We start from the raw sequence: 23,585 nt of genomic DNA, 5'->3' as shown, positions 1-23,585 counted from the left end.
TGCGGGTGGTGCTCGGGGTCGTGCGTGGGCTTTCCGTGATGGCTTCCCGTGAGGATTCTTGTGGGAGCGCTCCCATGCACTGTCCAGTGACTCTATGGGAGCGCTCCCACGGTGTCAAGCCCGAGCCTTTCGCGTAGCCTTGACCGGTGCCCGACACCGATCTCTCCCCCGCCCTCGTCCGCGCCGAATCCCTGATCCGCAGCATCCCCGACTATCCCGAGGCGGGGATCATCTTCCGCGACATCACCCCGCTGCTCGCCGACGCCGAGGCCCTGCAGGCGACCACCGATGCGATCATCGCGCCGTTCGCCGGACAGTTCGACGTCGTGGCGGGCATCGAGGCACGCGGCTTCATCCTCGCCGGAGCGGCCGCGATCGCCGCAGGCGTCGGCCTCATCCCGATCCGCAAGGCCGGCAAGCTTCCCCGCCCCGCGGCATCCGTCGACTACGCCCTCGAATACGGCACCGCGACGATCGAGATGCACGACGATCTGCCCGCCGGATCCCGCGTGCTGCTCATCGACGACGTGCTCGCCACCGGGGGCACGCTCGCCGCCGGACGCGAACTGGTCGAGCGCCTGGGCAGCCACGTCGTCGGCATCTCCGTGCTGTTCGAGATCGACGGTCTCGGCGGCCGCGAGGCGATCGGCGACCTGCACACCGTCTTCCACGCCTGAGCCCCGTCACCCGGGAATCGGGCGAGTCCCGAGCCGGTAGACTGGACACGCCCGTCCGCCCGCGACTTCCGGAGCCGTTCATGCCCACCATCGTCGTCGACGTCATGCCCAAGCCCGAACTGCTCGACCCGCAGGGGAAAGCCGTGTCCGGCGCATTCTCCCGTCTGGGCGTCGAGGGCTTCTCCGATGTCCGCATCGGCAAGCGCTTCGAGCTCACCGTCGAAGGCGAGGTCACCGACGAGATCCTCGCCGAGGCCCGCCGCATCGCCGATGAGGTGCTCTCCAACTCCGTGATCGAGGACGTCGTCGGCATCGAGGTCGCCGAGTGACCACGCGCATCGGCGTCATCACCTTCCCGGGCTCGCTCGACGACCGCGACGCCCAGCGCGCCGTGCGCATCGCCGGCGCCGAGCCGGTCGCCCTCTGGCACGGTTCGCACGATCTCGAGGGCGTCGACGCCCTCGTGCTGCCCGGCGGCTTCAGCTACGGCGACTACCTGCGCGCCGGTGCGATCGCCGCGCTCTCGCCGATCATGGCGGAGGTCAAGGACGCCGCGGCCAAGGGCATGCCGATCCTCGGCATCTGCAACGGCTTCCAGATGCTGGTCGAGGCGCACCTGCTGCCCGGCGGGCTGATCCGCAACGACCACCAGCACTTCGTGCGGCGCGATCAGAAGCTGATCGTCGAGAACTCCGACACCGCGTGGACCAACCGCTTCCGCACGGGCCAGGAGATCACGATCCCGCTGAAGAACGCCGACGGCGGGTACATCGCCGACGAGGAGACGCTCGACCGTCTCGAGGGCGAGAACCTCGTGGCATTCCGCTATGCGGGCGTGAACCCGAACGGCTCCCTGCGCGACATCGCCGGACTCACCAACGAGGCGGGCAACGTCGTGGGGCTCATGCCGCACCCCGAGCACGCGACCGAGGCCGGCTTCGGCCCCGACACCTCGGCCGCCATGCGCTCGGGCATCGACGGCGTCGACTTCTTCACCAGCGCGATCGCCGCCGTCGCCCGCGTCGCCGCGTAAGCGGTAGGCGCGCGCAGCCGGGGCCAGTTCCGCACCCCGCCCGCAGCCGGGGCCAGTTCCGCACCGCGCCCGCAGCCGGGGCCAGTTCTGCACCCGCGCGCACAGCCGGGGCCAGTTCCGCATCTGAAACTGGCGATTCGGGTGCAATAGTGACCCCGCACCGCGCCGGAGGTGCACTAGTGACCCCGCACCGCGCCCGACGTGGCGGCAGGCGTCACCGCGCGCGACGGGTCAGTCGACGGGCAGCGCGAAGGGGTTGTCGCCCGCGACGGCGAGCAGGTACCAGGCCGTCGCACCGGTGTGCAGGCTGGCGTAGTAGAGGTCGCCGAAGCCCGAGTCGAGGCCGTCGGTCGACGTCGCCACGATCCCCTTGCCGTCGCCGTTGGCCGCATCGCGCTGACCGAGGCGGATGCTGCTCAGCAGCGACTCCACGCGCTCGGCGTCACCGGGCGCATCGCGCAGCGTGAGAGCGAGCGCCAGGTGGCCGGATCCCTCGAACCACACCTTCGACACGTCGGCGTCGCTGATCGACGCGCCCTGATACTGCCCGTCCGTCGCGATCAGGTGGGTCAGCGTCCAGTCCAGCGAGGTGTCGTAGCGGGGGTCGCGCGTGGCGAGCGAGCTCCAGGTCTGCGCGTCGAGGGGAATGGGGCGGGTGTTGACCGTCGACCCGTCCAGCAGGGTGCCCGTGTCGACATGGCCGTCGGCGCTCTGCATCGCGGCCACGAAGGCCGACGCGACGCCGGCCCGATCGGCCCAGACGGAGTCGCCGGTGAGCTGTGCGAGCTGCGTGAAGAAGCCGGCGATATCGCTGTTGTGCTCGGTGGACTTCCACTCCAGCGACGAGCCGTTCTCGAGCTGACCGCCGGTGTAGCCGAAGGGCGCTCGCACCATGTCCGCGGTGTTGTTCTGGATCCATTCGGCGATCTGCACCGCCCCGTCGAGGTACTTCGAGTCACCGGTCGCGTGGAAGAGACGCGCGAGCGCCATACCGGTCCAGGCCTGGTTGCCGGTGAACGTGCCGGGGCCGGTGATCTCGACCCTCCCCTGACGGATGCCGTGCGGCTCGTACGAGGTGCGCACTCGGCCGTCGCCGATCGGGTCGTTCGCCTGCACGAAGAGCAGGGTGTCGCCGATGGTCCGCGCCCGACGGATGTCGTCGGGGAGCCCGCGTGCCGTGTACGCGATCACGACGAGGGCGTCGTCGTAGACGAACGACGGGGTGAAGTCCCAGGTCGGCAGGTCGGTGAAGAAGCCTCCCTGGTAGCTGCGGGGAAGGCAGTGCCCCGCGCCGTCGCAGAACTCGTCGACGCGCGCATCGAGGAACTCGTAGGCGAGGGCGACCGACAGAGTCGGATCCGGTGCGGCGGTCGGGTCGTCGGCGGGGGCATCACCGGAGGCCGCGGTGGTCACGCCCGCGACCATCGCGGCGGCGATGAGTGCGGCGGCGATCATCCATGGCGCTGAACGGCGCGATGAACCCGACATGAAGACCCCCTCGGTCTGAACCGCAGTCGGCGACCGCAGGCGACCAGGAGGTCACGTGCAAAATGCTGGCATACCAGGAAGTCTCGGCGGAAGTGGCGAAGGTCTAGTCTTTCGAGGCGCCCGGCGTGTCGCGCCCCGCGAGTAGCATGCGAGCCATGCCCATCACACTGGAGAACGTCGGCATCGCCGTGCGCGACCTCGAGGCGACGATCGCCTTCTTCACCGATCTCGGCCTCACCGTGCTCGGTCGGGACGAGGTCAGCGGCGAATGGGCCGACACCGCCGTCGGCCTCGACGGCAACCACGCGAAGATCGCCGTGCTGCAGACACCCGACGGCCACGGTCAGCTCGAGCTGTTCGAATACATCCATCCCGACGCGATCGAGACCGAGCCGACCCTGCCGAACGAGATCGGGATGCACCGGGTGGCGTTCTCCGTCGACGACATCGACGAGTCCCTGGCCATCGCTGCCCGGCACGGATATCACCCGCTGCGAGGAGTCGCGAACTACCAGGACGTCTACCGGCTCACCTATCTGCGCGGCCCGAGCGGGATCCTCGTCATGTTCGCGCAGGACCTCACGACGGATGCCGCGGCGAGCTAGCCGAGAGCCGGCGGCCAGACGCCGATGATCACGGCCATGACCACGATCGTGACGATCTCGTGTGCGATGTTCATGGTGGTCAACGCCGTCGGGCGACCCTCGAAGGCGTCGTGCGTGATGAACCGCGCGGCCGTGAACCCGGCCCACAGCAGCACGCCCGTGACGACGGCGGCCCAGAAGAACGATCCGTCGTAGAAGTGCCAGGCGATCGCGGATGCTCCGGCGAGCACCCACGCCGTCGCGAAGCTCACGATCACGGTGGTGATGATCGCCATCGTCGCGCTCGCCCCCGGACGGTCCATGTCGACGTTCGCGAGCTTCGACCAGCGGGTGCCGAACACCTTCGGCGCGTACCAGATCGAGCCGACGATCATGCTCGAGGCGGTCGCGAGCAGAACGGCCCAGTAGTTGATCTCGGGAACCATGACAGCCTCCTGTGGTCGGATGCCCGAAGCATACTCCCGGGCCTGCAAGCGGCTGCGGACCGGCGCAGAATATCGGCTCCCCGAATCGATTCGATGCTCGCTCTGGCAATCATGTAAGCGTTTGCACTAATCTGTTGCCATGGCACAGCTTGAGCAGATCGCAGCCCCCGGTTCCGAGTGGTGGCGCAGCGCGGTCATCTACCAGATCTACCCCCGTTCGTTCGCCGACGCCTCGGGCGACGGCATCGGCGACCTGCCCGGCATCACCAGCCGGCTCGACTCGCTGAAGGAGCTCGGCGTCGACGCGATCTGGCTGAGCCCGTTCATGACGAGCCCGCAGCGGGACGCCGGCTACGACGTCGCCGACTACCGCGACGTCGACCCGCTGTTCGGCACCCTCGACGACTTCGACACGATGCTGAACGAGGCGCACGCCCGCGGCATCCGCGTCGTCGTCGACCTGGTCCCCAACCACTCGTCGGCGCAGCACGCCTGGTTCCAGGAGGCCCTTAAGGCTGCTCCCGGCAGCCCCGAGCGCGCGCGGTACATCTTCCGCGACGGCAAGGGCAAGAACGGCGAGCTGCCCCCGAACAACTGGGAGTCCGTCTTCGGCGGCGGCATGTGGGAGCGCGTGACCGAGGCCGACGGCACGCCGGGCCAGTGGTACCTGCACATCTTCGACCCGACGCAGCCCGACTTCGACTGGAACAACGAAGAGGTGCGCGAGGAGTTCCGCTCGATCCTGCGCTTCTGGCTGGACCGCGGCGTCGACGGCTTCCGGGTCGACGTGGCCCACGGCATGATCAAGGCCGACGGCCTGCCCGACTACACGCCCCCGGCAGACGCCGACTCGATGGGCGGCGGCGAGGCGAACGTGCCGTACTGGGGCCAGGACGGCGTGCACGACATCTACCGCGACTGGCACAAGGTGCTGGCCGAGTACGACGGCGACCGCGCGCTGTGCGGTGAGGCCTGGATGCCGACACTCAAGCAGACCGCCCTGTGGGTGCGCCCCGACGAGATGCACCAGACCTTCAACTTCCCCTACCTCATGACCGAGTGGGACGCGAAGGCTCTGGGGTCCGTCATCCGCGAGTCCCTCGACGCGTTCGGCGAGGTCGGCGCACCCAGCACGTGGGTGCTGTCGAACCACGACGTCGTGCGCCACGCGTCGCGACTCGCGCTCACGGCCGAGAACCCGCAGGGCGAGGGCATCGGCCCGAACACCCCGCACAAGCCCGACACCGCCATCGGACTCGCCCGCGCTCGCGCGGCGACGACCGTGATGCTCGCGCTTCCGGGTTCGGCATACCTCTACCAGGGCGAGGAGCTGGGCCTGCCCGAGGCGATGGAGATCCCCGACGCCTTCCGTCAGGACCCGACGTGGTTCCGCACCAACGGCGAGCGCTACGGTCGCGACGGATGCCGTGTGCCGCTGCCGTGGGAGGCGGATGCTCCGGCGTTCGGCTTCAACGAGACCGGTGCGTCGTGGCTGCCCCAGCCCGCCGACTGGGCGTCGTACTCGCGCGAGGTCGAGGAGAAGGACGAGACCTCGACCCTGTCGCTGTACAAGCAGCTGCTCGCCGGTCGCCGCGAGCACGGCTTCGGAAGCGGCTCGCTCGTGTGGGAGGACGCCGGAAAGCACGCGGTCGCGTTCCGTCGCGGTGCGGTGCACGTGGTCGCGAACCTCGGCAAGAAGCCTCTCGCGCTCCCGGCCGACGCGACGATCGTCGTCAGCAGCCAGCCGTTCGAGGGCACCGACCTGCCCGTCGACACGGCGGTCTGGTACACCACGGCGTAAGCCGCACGACGTTCAGGTCGCAGTTCGCGCCGCCCCCGGCACCGCCCGACGGCACGAACTGCGACCGGAACGGCTCAGAGAGGATCCCCCATGGCGAGCATCGATGAGGTCGCCCGGCTCGCCGGCGTCTCGACCGCGACGGTCTCGCGCGCGCTGAGCGGCCGAGGCCATGTGTCGGAGTCGGCCCGCCTGCGCGTGCAGGAGGCGGCATCGGCGCTCGGCTACGTCGTGTCCTCCCGCGCATCGAGCCTGGCATCGGGCCGCACCCGCAACATCGGGGTCGTGGTTCCCTTCCTCGACCGATGGTTCTTCAGCACCGTGCTGTCGGGGGTATCGTCCGCGCTGATGCGCGAGGGCTACGACATCACCCTCTACAACATCACCGCCGACAAGGACGTGCGCCGCCACGTGTTCGACACCTTCCTGCGACGGCAGCGAGTGGATGCCGTGATCGCGGTCTCGATCGAGCTCGACGACGACGAGACGCAGTACCTGCTCGACCTCGGCCTGCCGGTGATCGCGATCGGCGGGCCGAACCCCAAGCTCGACACCCTCACCGTCGACGACGTCGCCGTGGCCCAGCTGGCGACCGAGCACCTGATCGGTCTCGGACACCGCGACATCGCCCACATCGGCGCGAACCCCGAGTTCGACATCGACTTCCACATCCCGACGAATCGTCGCCTGGGCTTCGAGAAGGCACTGGCGAAGGCCGGCATCCCTCTGAATCCGGCCTTCCTCGAGCCCGCCGACTTCACGGTCGAGGGCGGATACCGCGCGGCGAAGCAGCTGCTCGGACGTCCCGGCCCGCGACCCACCGCCGTGTTCGCGGCATCCGACGAGATGGCGATCGGGGCGATCCTCGCCGCCCGCGACCTCGGATTCGCCGTGCCGGACGACCTCTCGATCGTCGGCATCGACGGTCACGAGCTCGGCGAGTTCTTCCGACTCAGCACCGTCGACCAGTTCCCCCTCGGGCAGGGCGAGCGTGCGGCGGATGCCGTGCTCGCGAAGCTCGCCGACGGCGAAGCCGCGGGAGTACCGGCCGAGCTCCCCTACGAGCTGAACGTCCGAGGCACGACCGCGCGCTTGGTCGGCTAGCCCCACGCGGGCGAGCATCCTGCCCCGCGCGACGACCCGGACGCTACGCTGACGCGGGTGACGAACATTCGCGACATGGTGCTGATCCCCGGCGGAACCTTCCGGATGGGGTCCGAGGACTTCTACCCCGACGAGCGCCCGGTGCACGAGCGCGAGGTCGCCTCGTTCGAGATCGACCGCTACGAGGTGACCAACGCGCAGTACACGGAATTCGTCGATGCCACGGGATATATCACCGTGGCCGAGCGGCCTCTCGACCCGGCTGCCTTTCCGGATGCGGATCCGAAGGACCTCGTGCCCGGTTCCATGGTCTTCACGCCGACTCCCGGCCCGACCGACCTGCGCAACTGGCGCAACTGGTGGCGCTGGCAGGCTGGCGCCTCCTGGCGGCATCCGTTCGGCCCCGACTCGTCGATCGACGATCGGCTGCAGCACCCGGTCGCGCACATCGCGTTCGAGGACGCGGTCGCCTACGCCGACTGGGTCGGGATGCGGCTGCCCACCGAAGCCGAGCACGAGTACGCCGCCCGGGGCGGGGTCGACGGCGCGCCGTTCGCCTGGGGCGAGGAGATCTACCCCGGTGGCGAGGCGCAGGCGAACTCCTGGCTGGGTCGCTTCCCGTATGACAACCAGGGCGTCGGCGGCACGGCGCCGGTCGGGTCGTACGCCCCCAACGGCTATGGGCTCTACGACATGATCGCGAACGTCTGGGAGTGGACGAGCGACTTCTACACGCCGCGGCATCTGAAGCTGTCGGACAAGCCGGTGGATCCCGGCAAGCGCGCGAACCTGTTGGCGGCAGCGAGCGCGCAGGAGGGCTTCCCGAGCATCCCGCGCCGGGTGCTGAAGGGCGGATCACACCTGTGCTCCCCCGACTACTGCCTGCGCTTCCGCCCGGCCGCCCGCTCGCCCCAGGCGGAGGACACCGGCATGTCGCACATCGGATTCCGCCTCACCCGCTCCGTGTGAGGCCCCCCTGGGCATCGGCCCGAGCCCCTGGTTGGCTGAGCCGCACGGGCGCCTGCCCGGCCTCACCGCCGACCGAGGAGCGACAATGTCCGACAAGCCCAACATCCTCATCATCTGGGGCGATGACATCGGCATCGCCAATCTGAGCACCTATACCGACGGCCTGATGGGCTATCGGACTCCGAACATCGACCGGATCGCCGATGAGGGCGCGAAATTCACCGATTACTACGGCGAGCAGAGCTGCACCGCCGGGCGTGCGGCGTTCATCACCGGACAGAACCCCTATCGCACGGGTCTCACGAAGGTGGGGATGCCGGGGGCGAAGCTGGGGCTCCAGCCCGAGGATCCGACGATCGCGGATGCGCTCAAGCACCACGGCTACGCGACCGGCCAGTTCGGCAAGAACCATCTCGGCGACCGCGATGAGCACCTGCCGACGGCGCACGGCTTCGACGAGTTCTTCGGCAACCTCTATCACCTGAACGCCGAGGAGGAGCCGGAGCACCCGGACTACCCGACCGACGAGGAGTACCCCGGGTTCAGCGAGCGGTTCCGCCCGCGCGGCGTGATCCACTCGTGGGCGAACGACGACGGCACGCAGCGCATCGAAGACACCGGTCCGCTGACGAAGAAGCGCATGGAGACCGTCGACGAAGAGTTCCGCGATGCTGCGGCGGACTTCATCCGCGCTCAGGCCGACGACGACACCCCGTTCTTCGTGTGGTTCAACTCGACGCACATGCACTTCCGCACCCACACCAAGGAGGAGAGCAAGGGGCGGGCCGGACGCTGGCAGTCGGAGTATCACGACACGATGCTCGATCATGACGACGTGGTGGGCAGTCTGCTCGATCTGCTCGACGAGCTCGGCCTCGCCGAGAACACGATCGTCATGTACTCCACCGACAACGGCCCGCACATGAACAGCTGGCCGGATGCCGGCATGACGCCGTTCCGCAACGAGAAGAACTCGAACTGGGAGGGCGCCTACAGGGTCCCGGCGATGGTGCGCTGGCCCGGGCACGTCCCCGCGGGCACGACGCTCAACGGCATCGTGAGCCACAACGACTGGTTCGTGACGCTGCTCGCGGCGGCCGGCGACACCGACATCGCCGAGCGTCTGAAGGCGGGCACGGATCTGCACGGCACCGACTTCAGGGTCCATCTCGACGGCAACAACCAGCTCGACTACATCACGGGAGTCGCCGAGCACAGTCCGCGACGACACTTCTTCTACGTCTCGGACGACGGCGACCTCACGGCGCTGCGCTTCGAGAACTGGAAGTTCGTCTTCCTGGAGCAGCGCGCGGTCGGAACCCTGCAGGTGTGGCAGGAGCCCTACATCGAGCTGCGGTTCCCGAAGCTCTTCAATCTGCGCACCGATCCGTTCGAGCGCGCCGACATCACCTCGAACACCTACTGGGACTGGGTGCTCGACCACATCTTCCTGTTCATCCCGGCTCAGGCGTATGTGGCGAACATGCTGCACACCCTTGCCGAGTTCCCCGCTCGCCAGGAGTCGGCATCGTTCACGATCACCCAGGTGATGGCGAAGCTGCAGTCGACGGTCGGCAGCTCCTGACCGTCGCCCTCAGGCGTCGAGCGGCGATCGGCGGGCGAGCGCGTTGCGCCTCGCGAGCATCAGCCCGCCGATCACCGCGGCGATCAGGGAGCCGAGGAGCACGCCGATCTTGACGTGCTCGTCGGCGACCGAACTCGACCCGTAGGCGAGCTCCCCGACGAGCAGGGAGACGGTGAATCCGATTCCCGCGAGGAACGCCATGCCGGTGAGGTCGGGCCAGCGCAGCGATTCGTCGAGACGCAGAGCGGGCACCCGGCTGAGCAGGAACGTGGTCGCGAGGATCCCGATCGGCTTGCCCAGGACGAGGCCGACGATGATGCCGATCGCGATCGGATCGGTCAGCGCCGACGCGAGCCCCGCGAGTCCGCCGATCGTGACGCCCGCCGCGAAGAAGGCGAACACGGGCACGGCGAACAGCGTCGCCACGACCCCCCACCGGTCGGCGAAGTGCGGGGCGAGGCCGTCGTAGAGAGGCTCGCCGTCGGCATCCGTCCCTCGCGGCACCCGAGCGCGCTCGGTCGGGATGACAGGAACGACGAAACCGAGGAGGACTCCGGCGACGGTCGCGTGGATGCCGGCGGCATGGATGCAGACCCACACGGCGATCGCGAGAGGCATCAGGATCCACCACGCCCGCACGCCCTTCTGCACGAGCAGCGCGAATCCTGCGAGGGGCAGCAGCGCGAGAGTCAGCCAGGGGAAGCTGATCGAATCGGTGTAGAAGGTCGCGATGATCGTGATGGCGATCAGGTCGTCGATGATCGCGAGTGTGAGCAGGAAGACACGGAGCGCCGGTGGGAGGAACTTCCCGACCACGGCGATCACGGCGACCGCGAACGCGATGTCCGTGGCGGTCGGGATGGCCCAGCCGCGCAGGGCGTCGCCGTCGCCCGCGTTGATCAGGGCGAAGATGATCGCCGGCACGATCACCCCGCCGACGGCTGCGGCGATCGGCAGCGCCGCCTGACGCGGATCGCGCAGTCGGCCGGTGACGAACTCCTCCTTCAGCTCGAGACCCACGACGAAGAAGAAGATCGCGAGCAGGCCGTCCGCGGCCCAGGCCCCGATGCTCAGATCGAGATGCAGCTCGGGGATGCCGAACGTGAAGTCGCGCACCGACTCGTACCACGACACGGCGGGGGTGTTGGCGAGGATCAGCGCGGCGACGGTGGCGGCGAGCAGCAGCGAACCACCGAGCACCTCGCTGCGGGCGTTGGAGCGGATGCCTCGCCACAGCTCATGGGGAGCGAGGCGCAGACGGGCACGGGGACGGACAGGAGAAGCGGACATGACGAGACCTCACGCGAGAGAAGGGGTGAACGACGCGGAAGACCGCACCCCACAGAGGCGCGGTCTAGTCGCGTGGCGGCGGGCAGCCCGCGATCTCGCCGTGCGAGAGAGTGCCCCAGACGCTGGTCCACCCGTTCGTGCCCGGGTGGAGCACGACGCGCATCCATTCCTTCATCGGAGTCGCCGAGCGCAGCTCATGCGGAGCGCGCGCCGAACCGGCGATCGAGAGGAGGGCCATGGAATCAGCCTATCGGGATGACCGCACGCCGACCTGAGGAGCGCAGCAGGATCAGACGGCTCGCAGCGCGTCGCCGGCGGCGTCGAGAGCGCCCTCGGCGAGGGAGAAGTACGCCCACTTGCCGCGCTGCTCACGCGTGACGAGTCCGGCGTCCGCCAGCAGCTTCATGTGATGCGAGACCGTGCCCTGCGACAGACCGACCGGATCGGTGAGGTCGCAGATGCAGGCTTCGCCACCCGCGGCCGACGAGATCAGCGAGAGCAGACGGATGCGCGTCGGGTCGCCGAGCGCCTTGAACAGGCGGGCGATCCGTTCAGCCTCGGCGAGCGGAAGAGCGGATGCCGCGCGCGGCGTGCAGCAGCCCGTCTGCTCGATCGTCACCGGAAGCGTCATACGCTCATCCTCTCACGTATTGACAATCTTCGATACGTGGGCGACGCTTCTCATATTGAAGTGTTTCGATCTGAGGAGATGTCGTGTCCGAGCTTCCCATCGTCGTCATCGGCGCGGGGCCGCAGGGTCTCGCAGCGGCGGCGCATCTCGTCGAACGCCGCGAAGACGTCGTCGTCCTCGAACGAGGGAGCGGCCCTGCCGCCGCGGTCTCCGAATGGGGCCACGTGCGCCTGTTCTCGGCGTGGCCCGAGCTGACGGATGCCGCCGCACGTCACCTGCTCGAGCCGACCGGGTGGACCGCACCGACCGCGGGCTGTCCGACCGGGGCGGAATGGGTGAGCGACTACCTGGCGCCTCTCGCGGGCGCACTCGGTGAGCGGATCCGGTACGGCACCGCCGTCACGGGCGTCGCTCGCCAGGGTCGCGACAAGGTCGTCGAGTCCGGACGCAGGAACCAGCCGTTCGTCGTGCACACCCTCGACACGGACGGCACCGAGTCGCGGATCCGCGCCCGGGCGGTCATCGACGCGAGCGGCACCTGGGACCTCCCCCACCCTGCGGGCGCAGACGGCTTCCCCGCCGTGGGCGAGGCCGCGGCATCCGACCTGATCTCCTATCGCATCCCCGACGACGTGTCCGAGCTCGCGGGTTCGCATGTGGTCGTCGTCGGAGCGGGACACTCCGCCACGCACGCCGTGCTGCGCCTGAGCGAACTGGCCCGCCGGTCGCCGGGGACCCGCGTCACCTGGCTGCTCCGCCGAGGGAGCGCCGCGAACGTTCTCGGGGGCGGCGCCGGAGACGAGCTGCCCGAACGCGCAGCGCTCGGCTCTCGGGTGTCGAAGGTGATCCATGACGGTGTCGTCGAGGTGGTGACAGGATTCCGAGTCGCCGAGTTCCGGCGGGACGGGAGGGGCCTGGTGATCGTCGCCGAAGACGGACGCGAGATGGCGGAGATCGCGCACGTGTTCGCGCTCACCGGATTCCGGCCGGACACCGGCATCCTGCGCGAACTCCGAATCGATCTCGACCCCGCTCTCGATGCGGTCGCCGGCATCGCCTCCGAGATCGACCCCAACATCCACTCCTGCGGCTCGGTGGGCGCGACCGGTGCCCGACAGCTCATGCAGCCGGAGGAGGGCCTCTTCATCGTCGGCGCGAAGTCCTACGGTCGAGCTCCGACCTTCCTCGCCCTCACCGGATACGAGCAGGTGCGCAGCGTCGCGGCCCACCTCGCCGGCGATCACGAGGGCGCGGCCCGCAACGAACTCACCCTGCCCGCGACCGGGGTATGCGGGGGGTCCGGTGACTTCGATGACAACGCGGGCAGCTGCTGCGCGGCTCCGGCGGTGCTGCAGATCGGCCGGACGCCGTTGACGACCCTCGACCCCGCACGCTCGCTTACCCTGGAGACATCATGACCACCACCAAGCCCTCCGTCCTCTTCGTGTGCGTGCACAACGCCGGACGCTCGCAGATGGCCGCAGGTTTTCTGCGAGAGGTCGCCGGGGACCGCATCGAGGTGCGCTCCGCCGGATCCATGCCCGCCGACCAGATCAACCCGATCGCGGTCGAGGCCATGAGCGAACTCGGCATCGACATCACCGCCGAGCAGCCCAAGGTGCTCACGACCGAGGCCGTACAGGCATCCGATGTCGTGATCACGATGGGATGCGGCGACGCCTGCCCGTTCTTCCCCGGCAAGCGCTACGAGGACTGGGAGCTCGACGACCCGGCCGGGCAGGGCATCGACTCCGTGCGCCCGATCCGCGACGACATCCGCCGTCGCATCGAGGCGCTCGCGGGCGAACTGCTCGCCTGACTCTCACTCAATCGGGAGGAGATCTGCGGACGGGAGGGCGGATGCCGCGGCATCCTCCTCCGGATCGCGGATCTCCTCCCGATGCGGCCCGTTGGCCACAACGCGGCGCGCTGGCTGCAATGCGGCGCAGATCTCCTCCCGACGCGCTGGCGCCGGGAGGAGATCCGTGAGATTCAGCGGGCGACGATGAGGCCCGCGGTTTTCTCCTGCACAGCCTGGAACCGGCGCTGCACGTCGGACCAGTTGACGAGCTCCCAGAACGCCTTGACGTAGTCGGCGCGCACGTTGAGGTAGTCGAGGTAGTAGGCGTGCTCCCAGACGTCGAGCTGCAGCAGCGGCGTGACGCCGAGCGGGGCATTGCCCTGCTGGTCGAACAGCTGGAAGATGACCGGACGCGCACCGACGCTGTCCCACGCGAGCACAGCCCAGCCCGAACCCTGCACACCGAGCGCGGTGGCGGTGAAGTGCGCGCGGAAGGCGTCGATCGAGCCGAACGCGTCGGTCAGCGCGGCCTCCAGCTCACCCTCGGGGTTGCCGCCGCCGTCGGGCGACAGGTTCTCCCAGAACACCGAGTGGTTGATGTGACCGCCGAGGTTGAACGCGAGGTCCTTCTCGAGCTTGTTCACGGCGGCGAAGTCGCCGGACTCGCGGGCCGCGCCGAGCTGCTCGAGCGCCGTGTTGGCACCGGTGACGTAGGCCTGGTGGTGCTTCGAGTGGTGCAGCTCCATGATCTTGCCGGAGATGTGCGGGGCGAGCGCCGAGTAGTCGTACGGCAGCTCGGGAAGGGTGTACGGAGTGGGCATGCTGTTCCTTTCAGTCGTTCTGATCGGTGGGGAGTGAGTGGAATCGGCGGTCGAGGTAGACGAGCGGTCGGCCCGCCCGCCCGAGCAGCACCTCGTCGATCTCGGCGACCACGACGGTCGATGAGCCGACCGCGACCGTCGACATCGTGTGACCGCGCATCGCTGCGCGCGCCTCGGCGAGGTACGGCTCACCGGTCGGAAGGGTGCCCCACCCCTGCTCGGGGGTGAAGCGGTCGGCGCCGCTCACCGCGAAGCTCTGCGCCAGAGCCGAGTGCTCGTCGTCGATCAGGTGCACGACGAACGACTCGGCGTTGAGGATCGAGCCCGCGCTGCCGGTGGCCCTGGTGACCGAGAACACGATCGCCGCGGGGTCGACCGCGACGGATGCGACGCTCGACGCCGTGAGACCGACGGGACCGGCAGGGGTCATCGCCGTGATGATCGCGACCCCTGCCGGATGCGCGCGGAACGCGGCCTTGAGCCCTTCACCGACCTCGGACGGAACCGGCGCGGCGGGGTGCTGCTGACTGCTCATTCGGGTGCCTCCTGGGGCGGAAGTGCGGCGATGATCGGGTGGTCGCGCTCGATGATGCCGAGCTTCGCGGCGCCACCGGGCGACCCGAGCTCATCGAAGAATTCCACGTTGGCCTTGTAGTAGTCCTGCCACTCGTCGGGCAGGTCGTCTTCGTAGTAGATCGCCTCGACGGGGCAGACGGGTTCGCACGCGCCGCAGTCGACGCATTCGTCGGGGTGGATGTACAGCGAGCGTTCGCCCTCATAGATGCAGTCAACAGGGCATTCGTCGATGCACGCACGGTCCTTGACATCGACGCAGGGCAGGGCGATCACGTAGGTCATCGGGTGGCGGTCTCCGTTCGGGTCACGGTTGCCACCGTATGACCTCAAGTACACTTGAGGTCAAATCGAGGAGGCCGCGATGAGCACCGATCCGGACCGGATTGCGCACGGACCCGACGAGCCGCTGACGATCGGCGAGATGAGCAGGCGCACCGGCGTCGCCCCGTCCGCCCTGCATTTCTACGAGAGCCTCGGTCTCATCGCGTCGACGCGCACCGCCGGCAATCAGCGCCGCTACGCCCGACACATGCTGCGCCGGGTGTCGCTCATCACCGTGGCGAAGCGCCTCGGCATCCCCCTGTCGGATGTGCAGGACGCGTTCGCCGACGTCCCGCTCACGCAGACCCCGAGTCACGCCGACTGGCAGCGGGCATCACGGCGCTGGAAGCGCGAACTCGAGAAGCGCCGCGAGGGCATCGAGCGACTCGAACGAGAGCTGACGGGATGCATCGGCTGCGGATGCCTGTCGATGAAGGCGTGCGGTCTGCTCAACCCCGACGATGCCCTGGGAAGTCAGGGCGCGGGGCCGCAGCGCCTCCGCGACGAGGACGCCTGAGCGCCCTCGTCGCAGACTCATGCCACGGTGAACGCAGCGCTCCGCAGGGCGTCTTCGCGCGAGCTCGGACCGACCAGCAGTTCGAACGCGCCGGATTCGACACGACGGTTGCCGGCCGCATCCACGATCGAGCACTCGGCGACCGGCACCTCGAGCCGCACGCGCGCCGACTCTCCGGGCGCGACGTCGACCTGGCGGTAGGTCTTGAGCTCCTTGTCAGCCCAGCTCACGCTCGTGACGGAGTCGCGGACGTAGACCTGAACCGTCTCGCGCACCGGGCGCGAACCGGTGTTCGTCACCGTCACCTCGGCGACGATCGTGTCGGCGAGACCGAGCCGGTCGGTGTCGAGCGAGAGCTCGCCGTACGAGACCGTCGAGTACGACAGCCCCTCGCCGAACGCCCACGCGGGAGACTGCGTGAGGTCCGCGTAGCGGTCGCCGTGCTGGCCGCGGATCTGGTTGTAGTACGTCGGCTGCTGGCCGACGTGGCGCGCGAAGGAGATCGGCAGGCGCCCCGAAGGCTCGACCGCACCCGAGATGATCTCGGCGAGCGCGCGGCCGCCCTGCATGCCGGGGTTCGCCGCCCAGATCACGGCGGCGGCCTTCGATACGGATGCTGGCAGCACGAGCGGCTTCGAGGCCAGGAGCACCACGACGACTGGCTTCCCCGTCGCGATGAGCGCGTCGAGCAGCGCGTTCTGTCCGCCGATCAGCTCGAGCGTCGCCGTCGAGCGACCCTCGCCCACGAGCTCGATACGGTCGCCGACGACGGCGACCACGACATCGGACGCCTCGGCCGCAGCGACGGCCTCGGCGATCATGGTGTCGTCGGGTGCGCTCGGGACGACGACCGAGGGGCGGGGCTGTCCGTCGGGGAACTTCGTGCCCCGCGGATCGTCTTCGAGCGTGAGGATCTCGGCGCCGCGCGCGTGCGTCACCGACCATCCGTCGATACCGGCGAGACCGTCGAGCACGGTGGTGATCATCTCGCGCGGCTGTCCGTCGAGCCATCCGGCCTGACCCGATCCGCCCGCCCAGTCGCCGAGCTGCGTCTGGGCGTCGTCGGCGAGGGGCCCGACGACCGCGACCGTCAGCGGCGCGGACGCGTCGAGCGGCAGCACGCCGTCGTTCTCGAGCAGCACGATCGAACGGCGGGCCGTCTCGAGGTTGAGCTCGGCGTGGGCGGCGCTGCCGACCACGGCATCCAGATCGGCCTGCGGAAGTCGCGGGTCTTCGAACAGCCCCAGCTCGAACTTGAGCGTGAGGATGCGCGCCACGGCGTCATCGAAGGCGTCCTCCGCGAGCAGGCCGTTCGACACCGCCTCGAGAGCTCCGGCGAAGAAGCCCGGAGTGTTCATCACCATGTCGTTGCCCGCGCTCACCGCGGCGGCCGAGGCGTGCGCGTAGTCGGGCTGCACATGCTGCTCCCAGACCATGCGTCCGACGTTGTCCCAGTCGGTGATGAGCGTGCCGGTGTAACCCCACTCGCCGCGCAGCACATCGCTGAGCAGCCAGTCGTTCACCGTGATCGGCACCCCGTCGGTGGTCTGGTAGCCGAGCATGAACGTGCGGCATCCTTCACGGGCCACCCGCTCGAACGGCGGCAGGAACCACGACCGCAGCTTGCGTCGCGAGATGTCGGCCTCGCTGGCGTCGCGCCCGCCCTGCGTCTCGGAGTAGCCGGCGAAGTGCTTCGCCGTCGCGAGGATCGCGGTGGGGTCGTCGAGGCCCTCGCCCTGGTATCCGCGCACCATGGCGGAGGCGAGCTCGCCGATGAGGAACGGGTCTTCGCCGAACGTCTCGTCGATGCGGCCCCAGCGCAGGTCGCGCGCGATGCAGAGCACCGGCGAGAAGGTCCAGTGGATGCCGGTCGCCGCGACCTCGACCGCGGTGGCCCTCGCCACCTTCTCGACCAGCTCGGCGTCCCACGTGGCCGCCATGCCGAGCTGCGTCGGATAGATCGTCGCTCCCGGCCAGAAGGAGTGGCCGTGGATGCAGTCCTCGGCGACGAGCAGCGGGATGCGCAGTCGCGTCTGGGCGGTCAGCTCGTTCGCCCGGATGATGCGCTCGGGCGAGGTGTGCAGGATCGAGCCGACGTGCTTGCCCAGCACGTGATCGTCGAGGTCGTCGCGAGCGTCGAGCTGCAGCATCTGCCCGATCTTCTCCTCGACCGTCATGCGGTCGAGGAGGTCGGCGACGCGCGCGGCGATCGGCAGTTCTGGGTCGAGGTAGGGCAGGGATTCGGTCAGGGTCTGAGAGGTCATCACTCGGCGTTCTGTGTCTTCTTGTCGGTCTTCGTATGGGTCGTCGTCGCTGTCGCCGCGCTCTGCACGGTACCCGAGTCGGTCGTCGGCGCGCTGCGCACCGCCGTCACCGGATCGTTCACGTCGAGCCCCTTCTTCTTCATCGCGCGGGCACGCTCACCGGCCGACCGCAGCCTCGGGTTGACGTACTCGTCGATGCCGAAGTTGATGAGCGACAGGGCGACGCCGATGATCGCGATGCAGAGTCCTGCGGGCACGTACCACCACCACAGCCTCGGGAAGGCGCCGTTCTGCTGCGCCCAGAACAGGATGGTGCCCCAGTTGAGGTTGCTCACCGGGATCACCCCGATGAAGGCGAGGGTCGTCAAACCGAGGATGGCGGCGGTGACGGTGCCGACGAAGCTCGACGCGATCAGCGCCATGAGGTTCGGCAGCATCTCGACGGTGATGATGCGGTGCAGCGGTTCGCCGTTGGCGCGCGCCGCCTGGATGAAGTCGCGGTTGCGCAGTGACATGGTCTGCGCGCGCAGCACGCGCGCGCCCCATGCCCAGCCCGTGAGGCCCAGCACTGCGGCGATCACGATCAGCGGCGGGTTCTCGAACTGCGACGCCACGATGATGATCAGCGGGATGCCGGGGATCACCAGGAACACGTTCGTGAGCGCCGACAGCGACTCGCTCTTCCACCCGCGCACGTATCCGGCGATGACGCCGATCGTGATCGCGATGACGGTGGCGATGATCGCCGACAGGAATCCGACCACGACGACGCCGCGCGTGCCGAAGATGAGCTGGCTGAGCACGTCCTCGCCCATGTGCGTGGTGCCGAGCCAGTGGTCGAGCGAGGGCGGCTGCCGCAGCGCCGTGCGGTCCTTCTGCGTGGCTCCGTAGGGGGCGAGCAGCGGCGCGAAGATCGCGATCAGCACGAACACCCCGAGGATGATCAGGCCGGCGATCGACTTGGGGTTGCGGAACATCGCGAACGATTGGGCGAGCTGCGACCAGAACGTCTTGCGGGTCGGCTGGTCGCCGTGGGCCGTGCGGAACGTGGCAGTCTCCGGCATCCCGGTGGGGATCGCGCTGCCGTCGGGCGCGGTCGTGTCGGTCGAGGTGGGAACGCTCATGTCAGGCCTCCGTCTGGCGCGTGCGCGGGTCGAGGTATGCGTAGACGATGTCCGCCAGGATGTTGGCGACCAGCACCGACAGCGTGATCACGAGGAACACGCCCTGCATGAGGGCGAAGTCCTTCGCGTTCGTGGCGTCTAGCAGCAGCTTGCCGACGCCCGGGTAGCTGAAGACCATCTCCATGACGATCGTGCCGCCGACGATGAACCCGATCGAGAGGGCGAAGCTCTGGATCTGCGGCAGCACCGCGTTGCGAGCGGCATACGCCCACAGCACCCGCCTGTTCGGCATGCCCTTGGCCTGGGCGACGGTGATGTAGTCCTCGTCGAGCACCGTGAGCATCATGTTGCGCATGCCCAGCATCCATCCGCCGAGCGAGGCGATGATGATCGTGACCGCCGGCAGGGTGCCGTGCACGATGACCTGGCCGATGAAGTCGAGGCTCCATTCGGGTGACTGCCCCTTGTCGTAGGCGTGAGACGACGGGAACCACTTGAGCGTCGACGAGAAGATCGCGATCGCGATGAGACCGAGCCAGAAGTACGGGATCGTGTTGAAGAACGTCGTGATCGGGATGAGGGCGTCGAGCCTGCTGCCGCGCTTCCAGCCGACGATCGCGCCGCCGACCGTGCCGAGCGCGAACGAGATGATCGTGGCGAGACCGACGAGACCGAGCGTCCACGGGAGAGCGGATGCCAGCACCTCGCTCACCGGACGCAGGCCGTGCAGTGTCGAGATGCCGAGGTCGCCGCGGAACAGCATCGCCCAGTACTCGATGTACTGCTGCCACATCGACTTGTCGGTGTCGATGCCGAGCAGCGCCCGCAGCGAGTCCGCCGCCTCGGGACTGATGTTGCGGTTGCGCGCGAGGTACGAGCTGACCGCGTCGCCCTTCATGAACCGTGGGAGGAAGAAGTTGATCGTGATGGCCGCCCACAGCGTGAACAGGTAGAAGCCGGCCCGACCGGCGAAGAACCGCCAGGGCACGACGGCTCGCCCCTTCTGCGCGACGGTCGCGGTGGTGCCGACCTCGAGCGCGTCGCGGTTCTCCTGGTCGATCTGACCCAGATCGGGGGATGCGGTGGTCACAGTGCACCTCCGTGCGAGCCGGTCGTCGCGAAGTGCTTGTCGGGGTCGGGCGACGCCGCCCGCAGCTCGCGCGTGTAGGGGTCCTGCGGGGTGAGGATCACGTCGTCGGCGTCGCCGTACTCGACGACCCGACCCTGGTTCAGCACCATGATCTTGTCGCTGAAGTGACGGGCGGTGGCGAGATCGTGGGTGATGTAGAGCACGCCGAGGCCCTCCTCGCGCTGCAGATCGGCGAGCAGGTTCAGCACTCCGAGACGGATCGACACGTCGAGCATCGACACCGGCTCATCGGCGACGAGCAGCGACGGCCGCGAGGCGAGCGCACGGGCGATGGCGACGCGCTGACGCTGGCCGCCCGACAGCTCATGAGGGCGGCGGTCGATCACGGCATCCGCGTCGAGGCGCACGCGCTCGAGCAGTCGGCGCACCTCGGCCTCGGTGTCCTTCTTGGGCACGACGTCGTCGAGACGGATCGGGCGCTCGAGGTGATAGCGGATCGAGTGGTACGGGTTGAGCGAGGCGAACGGGTCCTGGAACACCATCCGCAGCTGCTGGCGGTACTTCCGCAGTCCCCTGCCGCGCCGCGGGATGGGTGCGCCGTCGAGCCGCACCTCGCCGGACGTGGGCGTCTCGAGCTGGGTGAGGATCTTCGCGATGGTCGACTTGCCGCTGCCCGACTGGCCGACGAGACCGATGGTCTGGCCGGAGTTCAGGGTGAAGCTGACGTCGTCGAGCGCCTTGAGCTGGCCGGCTCCGCGGACGTTGTAGATCTTGCTGACGTGGGCGAACTCGAGAGTGGTCATCGGGTCAGCACTCCTCTCGCACCGGTGAGTCGGGGGAACGACGACAGCAGGGTCTTCGTGTAGTCGTTCTGCGGGTCGGTCCAGATCTGCTCGGCGGAGGCCAGCTCGACGATCTCGCCCTCGCGCATGATGGCGATGCGGTCGCTGATCTCGAGCAGCAGCGGAAGGTCGTGGGTGATGAAGATCACCGAGAAGCCGAACTCGTGCCTCAGCTGCGAGATCTGCTTGAGGATCTCTCGCTGCACGAGCACGTCGAGCGCCGTGGTCGGCTCGTCCATGACCATCAGCTGCGGGCGCAGCGCCAGGGCCATCGCGATCATGACACGCTGGCGCATGCCGCCGGAGAGCTCGTGCGGGAACGACCGGGTGCGCTGACGCCCGACCTTGACGATCTCGAGCAGTTCCTCGGCCTCGGCCCTGCGCTGCCGTCGCGTCATGTCAGGGCGGTGGATCTCGAACACGTCCTCGAGCTGCGAGCCGATCGTCGCCACCGGATTCAGTGCGTTCATCGCACCCTGGAACACCATCGAGACCTTGTCCCAGCGGAACTTCTGCATCGCCTCGACGTCGAGCGCGTTGATGTCGACGTCGACACCGGATGCATCGTGGAAGGTCACGCTGCCGCCCGCGATCACCGCAGGGGCCCGGAGCAGACGCTGCACGCCGTAGGCGAGCGTGGTCTTGCCGCATCCGCTCTCCCCGGCGAGACCGAGGATCTCGCCTCTCTGCAGTTCGAGCGTGACGTTCTTCACCGCCTCGACGGGAGGGTCGACGTCGTACACGACCGAGAAGTCGCGCACGCTGAGCAGTGGTTCTGACATGAGGGGTCCTTCGTCGGTCGGGAGGTCGGTGGGAGGGGCGGATGCCGCTGCATCCGCCCCTCCGGGACTGCTTACTCGGCCGGCTTCAGCTTCGTGAGGATCTGCACGATGTTCTGCTGCGTCGGGTCGCCCGAGGCGTACGGGTCGTCCTCCGAGGGCCACCCGACGTAGTTGCGGGTGTTGTACTCGCCGAGCAGCGGGTGCGCGCCCAGCGGGATCGCCGGGACCTGCTCGACGAAGATCTGCTCGAGCGTGGTGATCGCCGCAGTGCGCTCCTCATCGGACGACGCGTTCGCGTAGGTGTTGAGCGCCTCGGTGGCCGTGGGGTCTTCGAAGCGTCCGAAGTTGAACCCGGCGATGCCCTCGGGCGAGATCCAGCGCGGGTCCATCGTCGACGTGTACAGGCCGTAGGCCGTGCCGCTGTCTTCCAGCCAGTGGATGATGGCCGAGAACGAGCCGTCGTCGCGGGGGCCTGCCCAGCCGCCCCAGTCGGGCATGTCGATCTTGACCTCGGCGCCGATGGCCTCGGTGACGTCTTCGGCGATGAGCTCCTGCGCGGTGTTCCAGTCGCTCCAGCCCGAGGGCACCGAGAGAGTGAACGAGACGGGCGTGCCGTCGGGGTCGATCAGCGCGTCGTCCTTCCACGTGTATCCGGCGCTCTCGAGCAGGTTGCGCGCCTTCTCGGCGTCGACCGAGTACTCCTCGCCCTGGAACTCGGGCTGGATCTCGTCCTCGAGGATCGACGACAGACCGGTCACCGACCAGACCGGCTCGCTCGCGCCCTCACGGGCGATGTCGACGTACGCGTCGCGGTCGATGACCCAGGCGAGCGCCTGGCGGAACGCCACATCGTCGAACGGCTTCTGCTGCAGGTTCATGAACAGCGTCGCCGAACCCGTGGTCGGCGCGACGAAGAACTTGTTGTGCTCGGGGTCGGCGTCGAGGAACTGCTCCTGGATCTGCGGGATGAACGCCTGCGCCCAGTCGGCCTCGCCCTGCGCGAGAGCCGTCGTCAGAGCGGTGTTGTCGCCGTACGAGACGTAGTGCAGCTCGGGAACCGCGAGATCGCCGCCCCAGTAGTCGTCGCGGGCCTCGAGCGTGACCGACTCGGTCGACCAGTTGGACAGGGCGTAGGGGCCGGTGCCGACCAGGTCGTCGCCCTTGACGGGGTCGGTGGCCGGCTCGTCGAGGTTCTCCCAGATGTGCTTCGGCACGATCGGCACGTGCAGGACGCGCGCCTGGTTCACGTACTTCGATTCGCCGAAGTTCAGGGTGACGGCGTCGCCCTCGACGGTCGCCCCCTCGAACTTGAGGCCGGCGGTGTCGAGCTCGGGGGTCGACACGAGCTCGTAGGTGAAGACGATGTCGTCGGCGGTGAACGGCTCGCCGTCGCTCCAGGTGACGTCCTTGCGGGGCACGACGGTGAGGGCCGTGTAGTCGTCGTTCCACTCGATGCTCTCGGCGAGCCAGGGGGTGACCTCGCGGTCGCCGGTCTGGTTGACGAGACCGAGGGTCTCGAAGATGACCTTGCCGTAGCCGTACTTCGACGCCGACGAGTCGCCGACGTAGGGGTTGTTCGACTCGGTGGTGATCGCACCGTCGGGCTTGGCGATCGTCAGTGCTGCGCCGCCGGATCCGGCGTCACCGTCGTTCGATCCGCCGGCTGCGCAGCCGGCGAGGGCCGAGACGCCGAGGGCGGAGATCGCCGCGACGGCGATCATGGACTTTCTGAGCTTCATTGCTTCTCCTTGGGCACGGGTCGTTGTGCTGTGTGGCTGTCGGTGCCCGGGCATCCGACTGCATTCGCTTACTGGCGAGAAAGTAAGCTGGTGCGAGGTTACT

General features: G+C 68.6%; 25 protein-coding genes. 11 read left to right on the top strand and 14 right to left on the bottom strand.

What is annotated here, in order from left to right; genetic code table 11:
* The first annotated feature begins 146 nt into the window (after nt 1-146).
* From AKG07_RS14840 to purQ, 3 genes are all read left to right on the top strand, one after another.
* Nucleotides 147-677 (top strand): adenine phosphoribosyltransferase, encoded by a 531-nt coding sequence (locus AKG07_RS14840; RefSeq protein ID WP_053098587.1) that lies wholly within the window; start codon nt 147-149, stop codon nt 675-677.
* Between the two features lie 80 nt (nt 678-757).
* Nucleotides 758-1,006: a phosphoribosylformylglycinamidine synthase subunit PurS gene (purS, locus tag AKG07_RS14835; protein ID WP_053098586.1), complete on the top strand. Its 249-nt coding sequence runs from the start codon at nt 758-760 to the stop codon at nt 1,004-1,006.
* A complete protein-coding gene (purQ, locus tag AKG07_RS14830) occupies nt 1,003-1,710 on the top strand; it encodes a phosphoribosylformylglycinamidine synthase subunit PurQ (protein WP_053098585.1) in 708 nt (235 codons plus the stop codon). The genes purS and purQ overlap by 4 nt, the downstream gene beginning before the upstream one ends.
* Before the next feature lie 231 nt (nt 1,711-1,941).
* Here the strand turns inward: purQ and AKG07_RS14825 are convergent, their stop codons facing one another.
* On the bottom strand, nt 1,942-3,198 hold the full coding sequence (locus tag AKG07_RS14825; protein WP_053098584.1) for a hypothetical protein: 1,257 nt from the start codon (nt 3,196-3,198) through the stop codon (nt 1,942-1,944).
* A 155-nt stretch (nt 3,199-3,353) separates the two neighbouring features.
* Here AKG07_RS14825 and AKG07_RS14820 point away from each other — a divergent pair, with 155 nt between their 5' ends.
* Nucleotides 3,354-3,803 (top strand): VOC family protein, encoded by a 450-nt coding sequence (locus AKG07_RS14820; protein ID WP_053099364.1) that lies wholly within the window; start codon nt 3,354-3,356, stop codon nt 3,801-3,803.
* Here the strand turns inward: AKG07_RS14820 and AKG07_RS14815 are convergent.
* A complete protein-coding gene (locus AKG07_RS14815) occupies nt 3,800-4,228 on the bottom strand; it encodes a DUF1761 domain-containing protein (RefSeq protein WP_053098583.1) in 429 nt (142 codons plus the stop codon). The two genes, AKG07_RS14820 and AKG07_RS14815, sit on opposite strands and share 4 nt — an antisense overlap.
* A gap of 139 nt (nt 4,229-4,367) precedes the next feature.
* Between AKG07_RS14815 and AKG07_RS14810 the strand changes: the two genes are divergently transcribed.
* From AKG07_RS14810 to AKG07_RS14795, 4 genes are all read left to right on the top strand, one after another.
* The gene (locus tag AKG07_RS14810) at nt 4,368-6,029 is read left to right on the top strand and encodes a glycoside hydrolase family 13 protein (RefSeq protein WP_053098582.1); all 1,662 of its coding nucleotides are present in this window, start codon (nt 4,368-4,370) and stop codon (nt 6,027-6,029) included.
* 90 nt (nt 6,030-6,119) lie between these two features.
* Nucleotides 6,120-7,130, top strand: coding sequence for a LacI family DNA-binding transcriptional regulator (locus AKG07_RS14805; RefSeq protein WP_053098581.1), 1,011 nt, complete (start codon nt 6,120-6,122; stop codon nt 7,128-7,130).
* A 75-nt stretch (nt 7,131-7,205) separates the two neighbouring features.
* The gene (locus AKG07_RS14800) at nt 7,206-8,099 is read left to right on the top strand and encodes a formylglycine-generating enzyme family protein (protein ID WP_171822006.1); all 894 of its coding nucleotides are present in this window, start codon (nt 7,206-7,208) and stop codon (nt 8,097-8,099) included.
* A gap of 85 nt (nt 8,100-8,184) precedes the next feature.
* Nucleotides 8,185-9,684 (top strand): arylsulfatase, encoded by a 1,500-nt coding sequence (locus tag AKG07_RS14795; protein WP_053098580.1) that lies wholly within the window; start codon nt 8,185-8,187, stop codon nt 9,682-9,684.
* A gap of 9 nt (nt 9,685-9,693) precedes the next feature.
* Here AKG07_RS14795 and nhaA read toward each other — a convergent pair whose 3' ends face one another.
* The 3 genes from nhaA to AKG07_RS14785 all read right to left on the bottom strand — a co-directional run bounded on the left by nhaA (nt 9,694) and on the right by AKG07_RS14785 (nt 11,605).
* Entirely contained in the window at nt 9,694-10,974 is a 1,281-nt protein-coding gene (gene nhaA, locus AKG07_RS14790; protein WP_053098579.1) for a Na+/H+ antiporter NhaA, read from the bottom strand.
* A 64-nt stretch (nt 10,975-11,038) separates the two neighbouring features.
* A complete protein-coding gene (locus tag AKG07_RS17915) occupies nt 11,039-11,212 on the bottom strand; it encodes a hypothetical protein (protein ID WP_171821976.1) in 174 nt (57 codons plus the stop codon).
* A 51-nt stretch (nt 11,213-11,263) separates the two neighbouring features.
* Entirely contained in the window at nt 11,264-11,605 is a 342-nt protein-coding gene (locus AKG07_RS14785; protein WP_053098578.1) for an ArsR/SmtB family transcription factor, read from the bottom strand.
* 83 nt (nt 11,606-11,688) lie between these two features.
* Between AKG07_RS14785 and AKG07_RS14780 the strand changes: the two genes are divergently transcribed.
* Complete coding sequence (locus AKG07_RS14780) at nt 11,689-13,023, top strand: NAD(P)-binding domain-containing protein (RefSeq protein WP_053098577.1); 1,335 nt, start codon at nt 11,689-11,691, stop codon at nt 13,021-13,023.
* Nucleotides 13,020-13,424, top strand: a complete 405-nt coding sequence (locus AKG07_RS14775; RefSeq protein WP_053098576.1) for an arsenate reductase ArsC — start codon at nt 13,020-13,022, stop codon at nt 13,422-13,424. Before AKG07_RS14780 ends, AKG07_RS14775 begins: the two co-directional genes overlap by 4 nt.
* A gap of 173 nt (nt 13,425-13,597) precedes the next feature.
* Here AKG07_RS14775 and AKG07_RS14770 read toward each other — a convergent pair whose 3' ends face one another.
* The 3 genes from AKG07_RS14770 to fdxA are packed head-to-tail and all read right to left on the bottom strand — an operon-like array spanning nt 13,598 to nt 15,085.
* Nucleotides 13,598-14,227, bottom strand: a complete 630-nt coding sequence (locus AKG07_RS14770; protein ID WP_053098575.1) for a superoxide dismutase — start codon at nt 14,225-14,227, stop codon at nt 13,598-13,600.
* Between the two features lie 10 nt (nt 14,228-14,237).
* Nucleotides 14,238-14,762 carry a flavin reductase family protein gene (locus tag AKG07_RS14765; RefSeq protein WP_053098574.1) on the bottom strand — a complete coding sequence of 175 codons (525 nt, stop codon included), beginning with the start codon at nt 14,760-14,762 and terminating at the stop codon, nt 14,238-14,240.
* The gene (gene fdxA, locus AKG07_RS14760; RefSeq protein ID WP_053098573.1) at nt 14,759-15,085 is read right to left on the bottom strand and encodes a ferredoxin; all 327 of its coding nucleotides are present in this window, start codon (nt 15,083-15,085) and stop codon (nt 14,759-14,761) included. Before fdxA ends, AKG07_RS14765 begins: the two co-directional genes overlap by 4 nt.
* 79 nt (nt 15,086-15,164) lie before the next feature.
* Here fdxA and soxR point away from each other — a divergent pair, with 79 nt between their 5' ends.
* The gene (gene soxR / locus AKG07_RS14755) at nt 15,165-15,641 is read left to right on the top strand and encodes a redox-sensitive transcriptional activator SoxR (protein ID WP_053098572.1); all 477 of its coding nucleotides are present in this window, start codon (nt 15,165-15,167) and stop codon (nt 15,639-15,641) included.
* Nucleotides 15,642-15,658: 17 nt separating this feature from the next.
* Here the strand turns inward: soxR and AKG07_RS14750 are convergent, their stop codons facing one another.
* The 6 genes from AKG07_RS14750 to AKG07_RS14725 all read right to left on the bottom strand — a co-directional run bounded on the left by AKG07_RS14750 (nt 15,659) and on the right by AKG07_RS14725 (nt 23,482).
* Nucleotides 15,659-17,905, bottom strand: a complete 2,247-nt coding sequence (locus AKG07_RS14750; protein WP_053098571.1) for an exo-beta-d-1,3/1,6-glucosidase — start codon at nt 17,903-17,905, stop codon at nt 15,659-15,661.
* Entirely contained in the window at nt 17,905-19,029 is a 1,125-nt protein-coding gene (locus AKG07_RS14745) for an ABC transporter permease (protein ID WP_233277286.1), read from the bottom strand. The genes AKG07_RS14750 and AKG07_RS14745 overlap by 1 nt, the downstream gene beginning before the upstream one ends.
* Nucleotide 19,030: 1 nt before the next feature.
* Nucleotides 19,031-20,119 carry an ABC transporter permease gene (locus AKG07_RS14740; protein ID WP_053098570.1) on the bottom strand — a complete coding sequence of 363 codons (1,089 nt, stop codon included), beginning with the start codon at nt 20,117-20,119 and terminating at the stop codon, nt 19,031-19,033.
* Complete coding sequence (locus tag AKG07_RS14735; RefSeq protein ID WP_053098569.1) at nt 20,116-20,922, bottom strand: ABC transporter ATP-binding protein; 807 nt, start codon at nt 20,920-20,922, stop codon at nt 20,116-20,118. The genes AKG07_RS14740 and AKG07_RS14735 overlap by 4 nt, the downstream gene beginning before the upstream one ends.
* The gene (locus AKG07_RS14730) at nt 20,919-21,743 is read right to left on the bottom strand and encodes an ABC transporter ATP-binding protein (RefSeq protein WP_053098568.1); all 825 of its coding nucleotides are present in this window, start codon (nt 21,741-21,743) and stop codon (nt 20,919-20,921) included. Before AKG07_RS14730 ends, AKG07_RS14735 begins: the two co-directional genes overlap by 4 nt.
* 71 nt (nt 21,744-21,814) lie before the next feature.
* Nucleotides 21,815-23,482 carry an ABC transporter substrate-binding protein gene (locus tag AKG07_RS14725; protein WP_053098567.1) on the bottom strand — a complete coding sequence of 556 codons (1,668 nt, stop codon included), beginning with the start codon at nt 23,480-23,482 and terminating at the stop codon, nt 21,815-21,817.
* Nucleotides 23,483-23,585: the final 103 nt, after the last annotated feature.

It is taken from the genome of Microbacterium sp. CGR1, from assembly GCF_001266755.1.
In the GTDB taxonomy this organism is placed as follows: Bacteria; Actinomycetota; Actinomycetes; order Actinomycetales; family Microbacteriaceae; genus Microbacterium.
The sequence above is the reverse complement of the archived record's forward strand: the minus strand, read 5'-3'. Positions and strand labels throughout refer to the sequence as shown.